A 15,758-nucleotide genomic window follows, 5' to 3' on the forward strand; every position below is an offset into this window, starting at 1 on the left:
TGACCGCTGATTGCGTCATATTGCATCGTCAGATAGGGCAGGAATTGCCAGTGCGCCTGTGCCGGAATGTAAGCGGACAACGTCGGCATACCGAGATAAAAATCGCTGTGCGCCAGGCTTTGCGGCTGAGAACCGTACACATGATTTTTTGCTAAATCATAGAGTTGGACTGATACGGCGATGTTCGAAAGGCCGTCAGCTTGCACGCGCTGGCGAAACGACACCGACTGCCAGGGTAAAAAGAATTCACTGGTCCAGAAGTCATCGGTTTCAGCATGCGCCACCTGCCAGATGCCGTCCCAGTCTTCGTCGGTCTCCAGCTGCGGCGTCATCGCCGAATCCTGAATACCACCGCCTAGTGTCATCGAAAATAAGTAGGCTGCACTGCCGTCGCCGGCGAAATCGACGATGATGTTGTTAAAATCAGCCTGCATAAATGCATCCTGCAGGTTGTATTGTTTCTGGCGCTGGCCTTTGGCCTGAAAATTGGTAATCGCCACGTAAACGCCGTCGGCGTTGGCAAACACCTTGGCCTGCGCTTTGTCCTGATGCGCACTGCGGCTGGCCGGCACCACCTGATAAAAAGTGTTGAACTGCTGAGCCTGTTGCCACTGCGGTTCGTCAAAACGACCGTCAATCACCATCGCCGGGTTCGTCGGGGAGATGGCATTGCCGGTTTGCTGACTCGCCGCGGTTCTGGTCAACGCCGCGGCCAAAGTATCGGCAGGGCTGACGCCGGGCAGGCACAGCAGGGCTAAAGAAAGCAACCACAGCGGACGGCGCCTGCTGCGAAGTAATAGTGAAAGCGGCAAAGATAGGTGCATAAAGACTCAACAAAAAAGATGAAACAGGCCCGTATTGCAGCAGGTTGGCGGGCTGATTTTTCTGATTTTTTTCTGAAGAATGCTGTGTAAAGTCTTTGCTGCATTGACTTTCCGTGGTCGCAGCGTGAGGATCCGGCATATTGTCAGGCAGAGCGGTACTGCGGTACCGGATTCAACCCAGCAGAGCGAGTTTTGTCAGCGTCAGATATGCAGCCAATAACAGCGACCACAGCAACCGATGCCCCGATGGTCTGGCGCTTTGGCCATTTTGAATTCCGGCCGGCGCAGGATTTATTACTGCAGCTGCCGGACGGAGCAGCGAGCAAGCTGGAGCCGAAGGTTGCCGAGTTATTACTGCTGTTTGTGCAACAACCGGGTGTGGTGCTGAGTCAGGAGTTATTGCAGCAAAGCCTGTGGCCGAATCTGGTGGTCGAACAAAACAGTCTGTATCAGCTGCTGACTAAACTTAGAAAGCTCCTGAATGATGCCAGCCGGCAGCCGCGTTATATCAAAACTATTCCGAAAAAAGGCTACTGTTTTATTGCCGAAGTGGTGATGTCGACGGACATGCCCGCCACGGGGGCAGAACCACTGCCGACCTTGGTTGTTGGACGGTGGTCGCTGACGGCCTGGCCACGCTGGCAACTGTACGCTGCCGTCCTGTTGCTGCTGGCCGGTATCGCTGGCTTTCGCGCTGTGGCGTCTTTTGGCAGCAACCAGCCGGTGGCGGCGCCACAATACGAAGTGCGCGATGTCAGTTATGCGCTCGGCACCGAATTTGATGTCGATGCCCACCCGGACGCCGATCTGCTGGCTTATATCAAAGATGTGTACAACCTGGAAATCACCGACAAACAGGGCCAGGTGCTGTACCAGCAATCTTTTACCGAACGCATCGTCAAGCCCGCCTGGCATGACACGCAGAAGCTTTTGGCGTTCTGGCATTTTCGTGAAGACAGCTGCGAGCTCCAAATCCGCTCCGCAACCGGCGCCGTTAGCCATATTGCGGAACCTGTTGCTTGTCTGCAGGCTGAAAAACCAGTCTGGCAAAGTGCTGAGGAACTGGTGTTGGTGCTGCAGCAAAAGCAACAGCAACAACGCCGCCGGCAGGCTTATCTTTACCGGACTGCGACCCGGGAATGGGTGCCGATCCCGCTGCCACTGCAGCTGGGCCAGCAATTAGTCAGCGCAGTGAAAGGCTGGCAAGGCGAAGTGTTCTATCTGGTAAAAGATGCGCAACATCAAAGCCTGCTGCTGGATATCAGTGGTCAGGTCAAACTGCGCTGGCCCTATCCGGTCTGGTTGATTGCATTTGACCCGTCGCAAAGCGTGATGGTGACCAACGATAATGCCAAACACACGGCTTTACTGGCGCGGGCGCCGGATGGCCGTAGCTATCCGGTATTCACCACCGCACAGGGGTTATTCACCAGTCTGGGTATCGATAATCGTGGTGTGCTGTATACCGGGCTGGAAGCCTGGCAGGTGGATATCCGTGACAAAGACAATTTGCCGATTTTTTCCACATCCAGCATCGACTATCTGCCGGTCAGTAACCGCCTGGGCGAAACCGCATTTATGTCGCGGCGCAGTGGCGTCTGTGAAGTCTATTTGCATAGCCAGGGCCGTATTCTGCAATTGTCGCAATATCAGGGCTATGACTTCGTTAATTTTCTGGAATGGCGACCCGATCTGTCGATGCTGGCGTCGAACCGGGATCTGGATATTGTACTGTACGATCGAAAAAATACGCTGTTGCAGTTTGCCAGCCAGGCGCAGACGCCGTTGCTGAATTTGGGCTGGGTCGATAATGACCGCCTGTTTTCTTTTGATGGCAGTATGTTACGGCTTTACAACCTGCAGGGTCGTCTGTTGCAACAACAACCACTGCGTGCAGACAATCTGTATTTTGACGCGCAGCAACAACGCTGGCTGGTACATCAACAGCAGGGCTGGTATCAGTTTCCGGCCCAGGAACTCGCCACACCCCGTCCAGAGTTATTGCAGGCACTGCAGCCGCAGCAGTCCCATCAGATGCAAAATATCCGCATCCGCGGCAACCAGCTGTATTGGCAATCGGCTTGGTCCAAACATGATTATATCTGGCGCCTGACGCTGGATGACACGAAGCAAGCTGAGCCGCAATCAGTGCAATTACTGAAAAGTGGCAATCTGATTTGGCACTTCGATGTGACACCTTTTGGTGACCTGACCATTGCACAAATGGACGCCGTTGAAGGCGATATCAAACGGCTAAAACCTGTCGCAGCAACTGAAAAATAACCGGCCGATTTAGCAGTTGGCCAACTGTAATGAACGGTGCGGCACGGCGCTGTTGATTATATGATTAGCGCCAGCCAAACAGCCTTTGTGGCAAACACCTATACGTGCCCGAGTTGTATTTTCGGCGGACATCGCTTTAACTGGTTATATCCCAAGGTTGTTGTTGTGAGCGTGATGGTGAGTCGTTGTTGGATCATAGCGTTTTGCACATTGCTTTGGCCATGCCAACCGCTTTTAGCGGAGCAACCGACAACGTTGCCCGTGGTGAAAATTGTCAGTTTAGATTGGCCACCGTACACCGGCGCCAACGAACCAGGCCAAGGTGCTATCACTGTGGCATTGCGCCGAATATTTTTGCGACTTGGCTACCAATTAGTTGTTGAATTTATGCCGTGGTCACGTGCGATGTTAGAAGTTCGTCGGCCAAAATCCCATTACATCGGTTATTTTCCGGAATATCCTATCGACGATCCGCTGGTGCAATTGTCAGACAGTATTGGCAGCAGCGAATTGCGGCTGATCCAACATGTTGATAGTCATATTTCCGTACAGCAGACATTGGATTTACAGCGGTATTCGTTTTTTGTCGTGAAAGATTATGTAAATACCGCTGAGTTAGATCTCTTGATTGCTCAGCGCAAACTGACGCCACAATTGAGTTTGTCGGATAAAAATAGTATTCAGAAAATTGTCTATAAACGCGGTGAATTGGCGGTCATTGACGGTAAGGTGTTTCAGCATTTGATTGAGCATGACGCTGAATTAATAGCGACAGCCCAAGGCAAAGTACGGTTACATCCTTTTGTGCTTGGCCAGCAAAGTTTGCATGTCGCGTTTAACAAACAACATCCGGCATATCCCCAATTACTGCAGCAACTCAATGCCGAGCTGAGTAAGCTGCAACTAAACCAGATTGATTAAGCCCAGAGCATCATTGCCGACCCCGTCGTGCTCTGCCATCAAAATTCACCGCTATTAACAACAGCAATGACCAGAGCGCCAGTCCGGCTAAATCTGGTAGAGGGCACCGGATGGCCTGCGGCTGGCGGCATCAAACAGTTAAAACCTGTTGCAGCGAAATCGGAATCACCGGATGATTCAGCTGTAGTTTCGACTGTTGTGAACGATGCATCAGGGCAAGGATTAAGCATGTTAAGCGAGCATCTGTTATTTTTCTTCTCGGCGCTTGGCGCCTTTAATGGCGTGACGCTAGCCCTCTATCTGTGGTGGTCAGGTAAAGCATCTCTGGCACAACGGGCGTTAGCGGTCCTGATCCTGATGGTGAGTGTCCGTACCGGTAAATCAGTCGCATTTTATTTTCTGCCGGATACACCGGCTCTGGTGATGCAGGCCGGGTTAACCGCCTGTCTGCTGATTGGCCCTGCGCTGTACTTTTTTACGCGAGCCAGCTTGTCGAGTGTCACCACTTTGGGGCGGGCTGAACTGGCGCATGCCATGGTGTTGGCTGTAACCGCAATCACGCTGAATCTGCTGTGGCCTTATGCTGAATACGCGGCGATATGGCACGGCTTTATCGTCAAATCCGGCAATTTACTGTGGCTGCTTTATCTGTTGGTTTGCTCCGCTTTGCTGGTGCAGCAGCGTCACCGTTTACCCGCCGGCAGTGCGAAACAATTGCTGCTGGCTGTGCATGCCGGACTCTGGCTGATTTGGTTGGCCTATTACACTTCAGGTTTTACCTCTTATATCGTAGGTGCTTTGTCATTTTCTCTTCTGCTTTATCTGTGCGTGGCCGTGGCCTGGGCAAAACGGCATGGCCAAGCGCCGGTAGAACCTTACCAGGACCGACGTATTCCGGCGGCCGAAGCTGCGTCAGAATTGCAGGCACTGGCGGACTTAATGACGCGTGAGCGGCTTTATCTGGACCCAAGTTTGACTCTTGCCCGCGTCTCACGGCGGCTGGGCCTGCCGCAGGCGCGCTTGTCCCAGTTGCTGAATGACAACAATGGCACTTCGTTTAAACAGTATGTCGCGCAGCTGCGGGTTAGTGAAACTCAGCGCCTGCTGTTGGAGCAGCCAGGACAGACTTTAGAAGCGATTGCGGAGGCCGCTGGTTTTCAGTCATTGTCGACCTTCTATGCTGCGTTCAAAAAGGCCAATGGCTGTACCCCAGCCTTGTTTCGCGAGCGTCATTTAGCCCGTGAACAGCGGGTATAACTACGAAAATAGCTTTCAGTAGTACGGAAACAGCTGGCAAGACATTGATTTCATACATTTTCGCTTAGGGTGAAGGCTCCTTGAACTGATGGAGCCTTTTACTATGATTTGGCGAAAATGTTATCTGTTATTGCTGTGCCTGCTGTGTGTGACACAGGCCAATATTACCCGGGCACAAGCCACCGAAGCATCAGGTGCTGCAGCGTCCACTCCCGCTGGCCGGGTGTTGTTTGTGCTATCCAGCCATAAATTCCACGGTGATTCGACTCTGCCAGCCAACGTCAGCTTTGGCGAGGTTGTGCATGCCTGGGACACCTTTCATCAAGCCGGTTATGCCGTCGATTTTGTGTCGCCGGCCGGCGGCGCTGTGCCGATCGATCCGGCTGCGCTGGGTCCACGTTTAACCGAGCGCTTAAAGGATTCACGCATTATGACGGGTCTGACGGATACGCAAACGCCGGCAGAGATTGACGCCAGTCGGTATCAGGCGGTGTATTACGTAGGGGGCAGTAACGCCATGTATCAGGTGCCGGATGATCGGGGCCTGCAAGACATTGCACGGCAGGTGTACGAGCAAAATGGCGGTGTGATTGCGGCGGTGTGTCATGGGACTGCCGGCATTGTCCGGTTAAAACTCAGTAATGGTCAGTACCTGCTGGCTGGCAAAAAAGTCACCGGCTATCCGGAAGAATACGAAGACCACTCTGAACCCTATTTTCAGCATTTGCCCTTTCCTATGCGCAAAACCATCGAAGCCCATGGTGGCTTGTTTAAAGCCCCGGATCCGGAAAAGCCTTATATCGAAGTTGATGGCCGTCTCGTCACCGGCCAGAACTATCCATCCGCCCCCCTGGTTGCCCGCGCTGTTGTGCAGATCCTGCAACAGCAACCTGCGGCCACTAAAAATTAATCTTTGATTGTATTAATAAAAAGGAAAATAGAACGATGAACACATTTGTCAAAAACTGCGCTTTAACCTGCCTGAGTCTGGGCCTGAGTTTTGCTGCGGCGGCGAACACAGCGTTGCAGCAACATGCTGAATATGCGGCTATCGATCAGGCCATGAAAACGATGATGCTGGCTTTTGAACAGGGCAATGCGGAAACCGCGCATCAGGTCATTTTGAAAGACACTGTGGTAGTTGGTTATTCCCGAAAACAGCAGAAAGTCGTGAATGTGTCTGGTGAGGAATGGGCAAAAGGCTTTGAACCGGCCAAAGATGAAGACCAGCGCCATCGCCAATATCAAATCCTCGACATTACCGACACCGGGGCTGTGGTGAAAGTGATGCTCGACTACCCACAATGGCTTGGGGTGGACTATTTAGCGATGACCAAAGTGAACGGCCAGTGGCGGATCGTCAGTAAATCCTGGAGTGGTACGGTCAAACCTGCCAAGTAACTAAACACAAACTTCGCCGGCCCAGCGCGTGGGCCGGCGTATGGGATTATTCAATCGCCAGTAGTTCGACGTCAAAAATCAGCACTGAACCTGGCGGGATTTTGCCGGCGCTGCGGCTGCCGTAACCAAGGTCGGCCGGGATAAAGAAGCGGAATTTGTCGCCGGTTTTCATCAGCTGCACACCTTCAGTCCAGCCTTTAATTACGCGGTTCAGCGGAAAGCTGATCGATTCGCCGCGTTCGACCGACGAGTCAAACACAGTGCCGTCGGTCAGCGTGCCGTGGTAATGCACGTTGACGGTGGAAACTTCAGTTGGGTGTTTAGTGCCGCTGCCGTGTTGCAGAATCTCATACTGCAGACCAGATGCGGTGGTTTTGACGCCGTCGCGGCTGGCGTTCTTCGCCAGGAACACGTCGCCCTGTTCGATATTTTGCGTCGCGATTTTCTGGTTATTGATGTTGTTGTAGAAGTAATACAGCACCGCCGCGGCGATAATTACAATCAGGGCTATTTTCATCACATTTCCTGTCTGTTTAGCAGACGATTGATAATAAGTTCAACAAGTTGGCGCTATCATAGGGGCAAATTCAACGCCGGTCAAAGCTTGTGGTAGCCAATCGCGGCGTCATCAGGATGTCGGATAGCCTGAGATGCAATTAACTCAGACCCGGCGCCGAGCTGCCGGGTCTGGGATCTGCTAAGGCTGGTTAAAATAGGTAAAGGGGACTTCTTCGTAGATTATCAGAGTAGGGCCATACAAATAGCTCATTGGGTCTTGTGGATCAAAACGGGAGCGCACAAGTTCTTCCAGATACAGTCTTTTACCAATCAACCCCTTGGTCGTCTTCAGTAAACGCCATTGACGTTGGTAACAGAACGCTTCGGTTAAACAAAACACGTTGCCCTCAGCGGTTATCACTGATCCGGTATTGTCTGAGGTGAGCAGCCAGCGATGCTTGTGTGTGAGCCTTGGACTGAAGGCCGGCAGTTTTGATTCATCAGCGCGAACGAAATAACCGGTATGGTCTGCACTGATTTGATAGCCCTGAGCATTGACTGTCCCGTCGGCCGCTTGTAAGCGTATTTTGTTGCCCGCCCAAGCCTGTGGTGATTTCAGTGGGTTCATCTCTTGCCAATAATGCTCTGGCGCATTGAGTATGAGCTTGTCAGTTTCCGCGGACAGGGTAATGGCAAAAGCCGAATGCATAGTGCCAAGCTGCACTGTACCGTCAGCGGCAAAATAACGTTGATAGACTTGCCAGATCTCACCCAGTTGGCGGATTTTTTTTAGTTGCATGGCGCTGTTGTCGGCAAAAATGATCTGCAGCGCGCCGTCTGCGTTGATTTGCCAGCGAAATGACTGGGATTGGTTGAGGCTGCGCCCAGTACCGTCAGGATTGAAACTGAGTCTGTCGTGGTAAAATTTCTGGAAATCTGTATAAGCCTTCGGTAAATAACGGGCTACAGACCAATCTGTATTCAGTTCTGCCGCGACGAAGGACTGAGGTTGCTCCGGTGTCTGCACTATACGGACGATACGGCTTTTCGTGACTTGCTGATCTGGCAGATTAAAATGCTGACCAAACACACTAAAAGGCTGCATCTGCTGCAGCACCGTGTCGGTCACACGAAATATATTGCCGTCTACTCCGGTTGCCAGCAGCTGCAGTGTACTTTTTTGATAAGTGAACGTGATCGGCAGGCTGGTGTAGTTCCAGCGCCGTAACTGTTCGGCCTGCTCTGTACTGAGTCCCATCAGGCCAGGTCGCACAGATTCAAAGCTGTCGTAGCGAAAATCTGGCCAGGTTAAAGTCAGGGGGCTTAGTTGTCGTTGCCACTGAAATGCCTTAGCGCGACCCAAATCCAGGTACTGACCACTTCCATTGTCAGCCAACTGATAACTCCGGCTACCTGACGTCGAAAATCCTTTAATCGCCGGTTCCACTTCGTATAACGGGCTTGTCAACTCCGGCCACTGGTCAGCAGATGGTGTCTGCTGTGGATCGGCCAACACTGCAGTTTCGGTAGCGGAGATCAAACCCGGTTTGTTGAGATTAAGGTCGTCCAGCACGCTGAGATAATCTTGCTGGTCAGTTAACACCTTGTACAGACTGCTGGCACCAGGCAATGTGATCTGACCTGCCATCAGCAGCGTCGCGACGGCGGCCTGTTCAGACATGTTTTCCACGACGGCAGCGGGTTCTGCGTCGCGAAGCTCAGCCAGACTGGCAGGTGATTTACCGTGGTTTGCTCCAACCAGCGCCGCATACCAAGCGGTTGAAAATGCATTGATCTGCACTGGTTCTGTTGCCTTGCGACTGGCAAGGTCTGGGATTAGCGCATAATAACTGAGATTGCCATGACCAGCTTTTATTGCTTGGAGCAGTGTGAGCAAATTCGTTTCATCGTCGTCGGTACTGACCGTCAGGTTAAACTCGCCATTGCTGCCGGCTTTTGTCACGACAGGTAAACTGCCCTTGTGTGCAACCACAGTCGCACCAGCCAGCGCAGGATCGGTCAGTCGCCCCGTCAGTTTAAATTCCAGCATGTTTTGTTCGATCGGTCTGCCGTAGATGTAACTGGCCGCATCACCGTCATCATCCGTCACCCGGACTGATATCGTGACAAACTGATTGGGATCAATGACCGCAGGGACAGTGAATTGGATAGTTGCAGTGTTAGCGCCGGTCATTTTTAAATCCGGCCCTCTGAGCTGTTTCCATTCATAGCTTTTGATTGTGCCATCAGAGTCAGTTGCTTCCACCGAGAAACTGCCAGATGTTTTTTCCCGATACGGTTTAAAGTTGACGCTGATTTGCGGCGGCAGATTGTTTTTAATGAAAACAGTGACTTGTTTAGAGATGGTTTGATTGTCAGCGCTGGTTAGACTGACTTGTAACACTGCTTTAGTGTCTTCTGAAACGGATGGTGTCGATATCTTCACTGTGGAGCTGTCTGTTGACAGCAGCTGTAGCTCTGGTCCGGATAGCTGCGTCCATTTGAAAGTGCCACTGCTGCCAGTGGCCGTCAGCGTTGTGTCGCGATGTTCTTTTATGGTGATATCGCTGTTAACGCTGAGTTGTGGCGCAATAGGTTGTGGCAGTGTTTCATTGGCGTCTGAGCCACAGCCATGCAGTAACAAAGTGCTGAAAAGCAGCGTAATCAATCCGGATTGGCGAAGTGTAGTCATAATCATTCCTTTGATAAGCAGAGATCCCAGCATAAAATATTTTAATCAACATTTTTATGCTACACATAAAACAAAATGTTTACAATTCTCTAGGCGCTTGCCGACCTCATGATTTTTCCGCAAGATGACCAAATTGCTTTATAAATCCCGGAACTGTGATGGCGAACCAATTACTTGACGCGTCTTTTGTACAGGATGAGTGCTTAACGGCGCCTCTACCACAAGACTGGCAGCATTTACCGGAAGAGGCGCTGGGTAAAAGGCGCTGGCTTTGGCTGGGGCTGACGCTGCTGCTGCTCGCGGTGTTGGGGCTGCTGATTATCCTGAGTGATGGCGAGCTGGCGTTGTATGCCATGTTGGGTTTGGTGTTATTGGCTGGTTTCCTGCTGCAGCTTTGGCTGCCGTTTCAGCTGACCCGGACACGCTTTCTGCTGCGCCGGCAGGATTTTTTGCTCGAATCCGGCGTCTGGTGGCATCAGGCGGTGATGATCCCGCTGACCCGGGTGCAGCATGTCACTGTCAGCCAGGGGCCGCTGCAAAAGCAGTTTAGTCTGGCCACGCTCAAGGTGTTTACCGCCGGTGGTTTACAAGCGGAAGCAGCGCTGTCGGATATTGACTATGAGTTGGCGCAGTCGCTGTGCCAGCAGCTCAGCCAGCTGATCCCGCAGGAGGAACGCGCGGATGCAGCCTGATTCAGCGCAGGAAACCAGCCCGTGGCAGCGGGTCTCCGCTTGGGCCCTGCTGCCGTTATTGGCCAAGTCGGCCTGGGAGTTTTTTGGCTTAATCCTCGGTGGGGCAGTGTTGTCGTCGCGCGACAAATACGCCGCTTATATGCCCTATGTGCTGGCCGTGTTGGCGTTGCTAGTGCTGGGCCGGGCCTTGATTGGCTGGCGGTTTAGCCGGTTTCGGGTGACCGCGCAAGGCATTGAGCTGGAGAAAGGCCTGCTACACAAAGAAAAGCTGCTATTGCCGCAAGCGCGGGTGCAGGAGCTACAGGTTAAGCAGCCAATTTATTTCCGGCCTTTGCGGTTATATGCCGCCAGTCTCGACAGCGCCGGCAGTAAAAAACAGGAATTCGCCCTGACTGGTTTGTCCGAAGCTCAGCTGACGTTGCTGCAGGGCCAGACAACCTCTGCGCCGGCCAGTGGTTCCACGCCGTTTTACCGGATTTGGCTGGCCACTTTATACAATGCTTATTTATGGCTGCCGCTGGCGGCCGTGTTCGGCATGAGTCAGCAGTTTAAAGATGCAAAGGCTGTCCAGTGGCTGTTCGACACCAGTCAGGTGCTGCTGCAGCAATACGATATTCAGCATAATCTGTTACTGCAGCTGTTCAGCGGCCTGATGGTACTGGCGCTGGTCGCGCTGGTGCTGGCACTGATGGCATTGATCTGGCTGTATCCGCAGCACCTGCAGCGTGATGGCCGCAAGTTGCAGCTGACGCAGGGTTCTGTACTGAAAAAGTCGCTACGCATCTCCGCTAAAAGAGTACAGCTGGTGCAGGTCAATCAGCCCTGGCTGGCCCGGCTGTTCGGGCACTATTCGCTGATGTTTCATGGTTTTGCCAGTAATCAGCAACAAAGCAAGTTTGTGCTGCTCGGGCAAACGGCGCCGGAGCTGGATGCGCAGCTGCAAGCGCAGCAGTTATTGCCATTGCCGGAAGTGCAAAGCGCGGATTTACAGAAGTTTGTGCCGGTGTATTTCCGCCGTCAGGCCTGGTGGAGTGGTCTTGGGTTGTTGGTCGTCATCGCACTCCTCTGGCAGTCCAATATCCCGCCATTGTGGTTCAAAGCATTGGTGTCGCTGGTGCTAAGCAGCTGGTGGCTGCTCGAACTCTGGCTGAATTACCGCTGGCATGGCTATCGGCTGCAAGACAATGTGCTGTATCTGTGGCAAGGCGGTTTCAGCCGGCGTTGGTACATGTTGCCGCTGACTCAGGTGCAGCAGGTGCGGCTACAACAAACAGCGTTTTTTCAGCGACACCAGATGGTCCGCCTGCAGCTGCAAACCGCCAATGGCAATCTGACTTTGGCCGCGATTCCCAATGCCGAAGCGCAGCAGCTGTACACACAGGTGCTGGCGCTGCAGTATCCGTAAAATGGAGATATGATCACTGTGGTTATCACAACCAAATTGGCCGGATTTTGGCAGGCTTTATGTTCAGTGGTGATAGGGGTAAAAATGCGATATCAGAATAAAATCAAAACTTTGTAAGGAGATAATTTTGTGCCATCTGGTAGCGTTCAGAGCTCTTTAAACGCTAATTCAAAGGTATCGAAATTTACATGCTTAAATCAATTAAACAGAAGGCTGCAGTCTTAATTTTAGCATTATTGTCCTTCTCAACATGTGCTGCAACTCCCAACGGCTACTTTCCTTTCTTTGAAAATTCTCAATATGAACTGGCATTAGATCACAATGGCAATGGCATCTTTCAGAGTAAAGCGAATTCTACTGCATTTATAAACCTTGCCATGCAAGGGAGCATCATTGCCTTGTACTTTACTGACGGTAGTCAGGTAGTCATTGATGCGGAAATGAAGACGATAACGACTGTTGATAAACCAGATCGAAACGGTGCGCGCAAGCGACTCACATACAGCGAAATCTCCTTTGGTCTCGCATGGCAAAACTGGCAAATAACTAATATTAACAAAAGCTTACTGGAGGAGTTTGTCAGGTTTTCTCATCTGATTGCAGGAAATAAAAACCTAATCCTCAGCTCAACTTTTCCTAACAGTATGAACCAAGCAATTGATTTAAATCCAACTGAGTATTTGGCAAACAAATCAATTTCTTCCAATACAACGGTTCCACAAGCATGCCAGGAAAAACAAGATAAAGCCGTAAATGGCTACTTGGGCAAAAAAAGCTACCTTGGCTGTGTAAGTAATGAGTTAATCGATACAGGTGTTTCCGGAATTATCATGATAGGTGCTTGCTATTGGACTGGTCCCGTCGGCTGTAATATAGCCAGAGCAGAATATGTAAATGAAGGACGCAAACTATTGAATCAGCATTTTGCGTGCGAAGCAGCGAAGACCTTGGCAGACCAGGAATTAATTCAATGCTTAGTCGATACGGATTCAAATGGCAATGGGGGGAATGGGGGGCGCGATATAGGCACAATTGCACCACGAGTGAATGCGCCAATACTGCACTGTGCGGAGTGGGTTACTTTGAAAAATACTACCTTGGGCGACATTGATTTTTGTGAACGTTGGGAATCACTCCCATAGTGAGTCAAAAGGCAAGGTCAAGAACCACTGATTCACGATCTCGACTTTTCCGCAGGTCTATTTGACTTAATGGGGTTACGCATGCATTTCTATCGCAATAAAGTACATCAGACACAACCACTGTCGATCGGATTGTTTCTGAGCGCTGTGGTACTCATCAGTTTGTCGCAGCTTAATCTGGGGTTAGGCCTGTGGCTGATGTTTATTTTAGCCGCCGTCACTTACTGTACTGTGCAGTGTGCCAAACGTTTTTCGGGCTTGACCAACGGCAATAAGATTTTGCTATTGCTGGTTGTTTTGGCTTTGGTGTGGAAGATTGTCCGCATGCAGGGCGCCATTGCTGTGCCCAGCGATCTGGCAACGGCTATCAACGCTGATCTTTATCTGTTGTGGCGCTATCTCTCGCCAATCTTTACGGCATTTTTATTGGTCATTATCTTTCTGTCACCAGAATCGCAATTGACTGCGATGCAAATCCGCGACAGACGAACACTCAATAAATTATGGTGGCAGCAAAGAGTCAGCAGATCGTCGAAAGTTGTGTTTTATACCACGATGTTATTGCTGACTTTGATGGCGGTATCGACTGTTGTTGATCAGGTGTCGGACAACGCCTGGTCCGGTTATTTAGACACAGATTTATGGATTTTCCTGCCAGATCTGCTGTTGCACCTGCTCGGTTTGCTGTTCTATGCCGAATTACTCGCCGGCAGTAGCTCAACGCGAAAAGCCGTCTCTGGCGCTGTTTAGCGGCAAAGCCAGCCCCTGAATCATCATCGCAACATGTATAGCGTCGCTGTGCTTGCACTGCTGGTTTCGGCAAGCCAAGCGCCGCTATACATTCGTTATCAAACTGAATACCCGCGTGTTAATTAAAACTCCTGCACTGTCGGGCGCAGCACAATTTCGTTGATATCGACATTGTCCGGTTGCTCGATGGCATAGGCCACGGCGCGGGCGACGGCGTCGGCAGGAATTTGATTCTGCTGGTAAAACGCCTTCACAAACTCAGCGCTGGCGCCATGGCTGCTGCCGTGTTTCAGTTCGGATTCGACCGCACCCGGTAAAATGGTTGTGGTGCGAATATGGCCGCCGACTTCATGGCGTAAGCCTTCACTGATCGCCCGTACCGCAAACTTAGTACCGCTGTACACGGTGCCGCCCGGGCTGAATACTTTGACGCCGGCCACCGACGAAATATTAATGAAATGGCCGCTTTGCTGGGCTTCAAACACAGGCAATGCAGCGGCGATACCGTACAACACGCCTTTGATATTGATGTCGATCATCCGGTCCCATTCGTCGGTGCGGCGCTCGCTCATCGGCGCAATCGCCATCAGCCCGGCATTATTGATGATGACATCCAAGCGGCCGTAGCTGTCGAGTGCCAGCTGCACAGCAGCCTGCAGATCTTCGGCTTTGGTGACATCCACCACCTGATACACAGCGTCGCCACCGGCGGCCTTAATCTCGCTGACCAGCTGCGCCAAACGGTCGGCCCGGCGCGCGACGACCACCAGTTTAGCGCCACGGCTGGCTAACAGCCGGGCGGTACTTTCGCCTAAACCACTGCTGGCACCGGTGATTAACACCACTTTCTGACTGATACCTTGATGTTGTTGCGTATTCATTTGTTTCTGCTCCGCGATAAGGGGGGTTCTGTTTAACGACAACAGCAGTTTAATCGGCACTAAGTTGGGTTAGAATGGAATAGTTAAGCTTTCAGAATTCCATAAACAGGAATAATCACGATGGCGCTGAATAAACTCGAATTGCTGCGGATCTTCTGCAGTGCGGCGGAACTGGGTAATTTTAAAGCCTGTGCTGTCAAGCTGGCGTTGTCGCCGCAAGCAGTGACGCGGGCGGTACAACAGCTGGAGCAACTGACCGGCGAAGTGCTGTTTCACCGCAATACCCGCCAGGTGCGTTTAACCCAATTTGGCAGTCAGCTTTATCAGGATGGCCGGCTGCAGCTGGCGCAACTGGATGCGTTATTCAGCCCGCGGCTGGCAACGCAGGATGCGCAAGGGTTGGTGCGGCTGGCTGCGCCTGCGGCATTGCGGCCGATTTTAAGTCCGTTATTGCTCGAGTTTGCCGCCTTGCATCCGCAGATCCGGCTGGACGTGCGTTTGTCGGATCAGCACAGCGATGTAGTCGATGAACAAATTGATTTAGGCATCCGCGCCGGCTTATTGCGCGACCAGAGTTTTGTCGCACTGCAGGTGTCCGAAGTGGCGCTGTATCTGGTGGCAAGCCCAGCCTATCTGGCGGCTCATGGCACACCTTCGGACCTTGCTGCGCTCAACAACCATCAGCAGGTCAGCTTGCTGGACGAGGGCACGGGCCGGCCCTGGGCCTGGTTTTTCCGCGACGGCGAGATCTATCAGCCGCGTCAGGTGCGGTTGCTGGTCAATGATGCGCAGCAGGAGCTCGCTGCCGTCGCCGCTGGCCTCGGTATTGGCCAAATCGCTGATTTTCTGGCGCAACCGCTGTTGGAACGAGGCGAGCTGGTGCGCCTGCTACCGGCACAGGAACCGACGCCATGGCCGCTCTCGTTATACCGGCCACAGCGCGGCCCGGTGCCGGCGCGCGTGCGGCTGTTATTTGATTTTCTTCGTGACAGGCTGCGTGGCTAACAGGCTT

At 52.1% G+C, this 15,758-nt stretch carries 14 protein-coding genes; 10 read left to right on the plus strand and 4 right to left on the minus strand.

Annotation, left to right across the window (positions count from 1 at the left end; genetic code table 11):
- Positions 1 to 824, minus strand: an 824-nt coding sequence (locus tag ACFFJP_RS16155; protein WP_377246435.1) for a DOMON domain-containing protein, incomplete at its 3' end; no start/stop codon positions are given.
- A 207-nt stretch (positions 825 to 1,031) separates the two neighbouring features.
- Between ACFFJP_RS16155 and ACFFJP_RS16160 the strand changes: the two genes are divergently transcribed.
- The 5 genes from ACFFJP_RS16160 (at position 1,032) to ACFFJP_RS16180 (ending at position 6,686) form a co-directional block, all read left to right on the plus strand.
- Entirely contained in the window at positions 1,032 to 3,107 is a 2,076-nt protein-coding gene (locus ACFFJP_RS16160; RefSeq protein ID WP_377246438.1) for a winged helix-turn-helix domain-containing protein, read from the plus strand.
- Positions 3,108 to 3,512: 405 nt separating this feature from the next.
- The gene (locus ACFFJP_RS16165) at positions 3,513 to 4,028 is read left to right on the plus strand and encodes a hypothetical protein (protein ID WP_377246441.1); all 516 of its coding nucleotides are present in this window, start codon (positions 3,513 to 3,515) and stop codon (positions 4,026 to 4,028) included.
- 228 nt (positions 4,029 to 4,256) lie between these two features.
- Positions 4,257 to 5,285, plus strand: a complete 1,029-nt coding sequence (locus tag ACFFJP_RS16170; RefSeq protein ID WP_377246444.1) for an AraC family transcriptional regulator — start codon at positions 4,257 to 4,259, stop codon at positions 5,283 to 5,285.
- A 103-nt stretch (positions 5,286 to 5,388) separates the two neighbouring features.
- On the plus strand, positions 5,389 to 6,195 hold the full coding sequence (locus ACFFJP_RS16175; protein ID WP_377246447.1) for a type 1 glutamine amidotransferase domain-containing protein: 807 nt from the start codon (positions 5,389 to 5,391) through the stop codon (positions 6,193 to 6,195).
- 35 nt (positions 6,196 to 6,230) lie between these two features.
- Entirely contained in the window at positions 6,231 to 6,686 is a 456-nt protein-coding gene (locus ACFFJP_RS16180; RefSeq protein WP_377246450.1) for a nuclear transport factor 2 family protein, read from the plus strand.
- 46 nt (positions 6,687 to 6,732) lie between these two features.
- On the opposite strand, the gene bamJ is transcribed toward ACFFJP_RS16180, so the two are convergent.
- The gene (gene bamJ, locus ACFFJP_RS16185; RefSeq protein ID WP_377246453.1) at positions 6,733 to 7,203 is read right to left on the minus strand and encodes a BamJ family beta-barrel-assembly machinery protein; all 471 of its coding nucleotides are present in this window, start codon (positions 7,201 to 7,203) and stop codon (positions 6,733 to 6,735) included.
- A gap of 180 nt (positions 7,204 to 7,383) precedes the next feature.
- Positions 7,384 to 9,876, minus strand: coding sequence for a PKD domain-containing protein (locus tag ACFFJP_RS16190; RefSeq protein WP_377246456.1), 2,493 nt, complete (start codon positions 9,874 to 9,876; stop codon positions 7,384 to 7,386).
- A 158-nt stretch (positions 9,877 to 10,034) separates the two neighbouring features.
- Here ACFFJP_RS16190 and ACFFJP_RS16195 point away from each other — a divergent pair, with 158 nt between their 5' ends.
- The 4 genes from ACFFJP_RS16195 (at position 10,035) to ACFFJP_RS16210 (ending at position 13,865) form a co-directional block, all read left to right on the plus strand.
- On the plus strand, positions 10,035 to 10,568 hold the full coding sequence (locus ACFFJP_RS16195) for a PH domain-containing protein (RefSeq protein ID WP_377246459.1): 534 nt from the start codon (positions 10,035 to 10,037) through the stop codon (positions 10,566 to 10,568).
- Positions 10,558 to 11,973: a PH domain-containing protein gene (locus ACFFJP_RS16200; RefSeq protein WP_377246462.1), complete on the plus strand. Its 1,416-nt coding sequence runs from the start codon at positions 10,558 to 10,560 to the stop codon at positions 11,971 to 11,973. The genes ACFFJP_RS16195 and ACFFJP_RS16200 overlap by 11 nt, the downstream gene beginning before the upstream one ends.
- Positions 11,974 to 12,161: 188 nt before the next feature.
- Positions 12,162 to 13,115 (plus strand): hypothetical protein, encoded by a 954-nt coding sequence (locus ACFFJP_RS16205; protein ID WP_377246465.1) that lies wholly within the window; start codon positions 12,162 to 12,164, stop codon positions 13,113 to 13,115.
- An 81-nt stretch (positions 13,116 to 13,196) separates the two neighbouring features.
- Positions 13,197 to 13,865, plus strand: coding sequence for a hypothetical protein (locus ACFFJP_RS16210; RefSeq protein ID WP_377246468.1), 669 nt, complete (start codon positions 13,197 to 13,199; stop codon positions 13,863 to 13,865).
- 122 nt (positions 13,866 to 13,987) lie between these two features.
- On the opposite strand, the gene ACFFJP_RS16215 is transcribed toward ACFFJP_RS16210, so the two are convergent.
- Positions 13,988 to 14,746, minus strand: a complete 759-nt coding sequence (locus ACFFJP_RS16215) for an SDR family oxidoreductase (protein WP_377246471.1) — start codon at positions 14,744 to 14,746, stop codon at positions 13,988 to 13,990.
- Between the two features lie 120 nt (positions 14,747 to 14,866).
- Here ACFFJP_RS16215 and ACFFJP_RS16220 point away from each other — a divergent pair, with 120 nt between their 5' ends.
- Positions 14,867 to 15,751, plus strand: coding sequence for a LysR family transcriptional regulator (locus ACFFJP_RS16220; RefSeq protein WP_377246474.1), 885 nt, complete (start codon positions 14,867 to 14,869; stop codon positions 15,749 to 15,751).
- Positions 15,752 to 15,758 lie beyond the last annotated feature (7 nt).

The sequence above is a fragment of the Rheinheimera tilapiae genome (genome assembly GCF_042432165.1).
Classification (GTDB): domain Bacteria; phylum Pseudomonadota; class Gammaproteobacteria; order Enterobacterales; family Alteromonadaceae; genus Pararheinheimera; species Pararheinheimera tilapiae.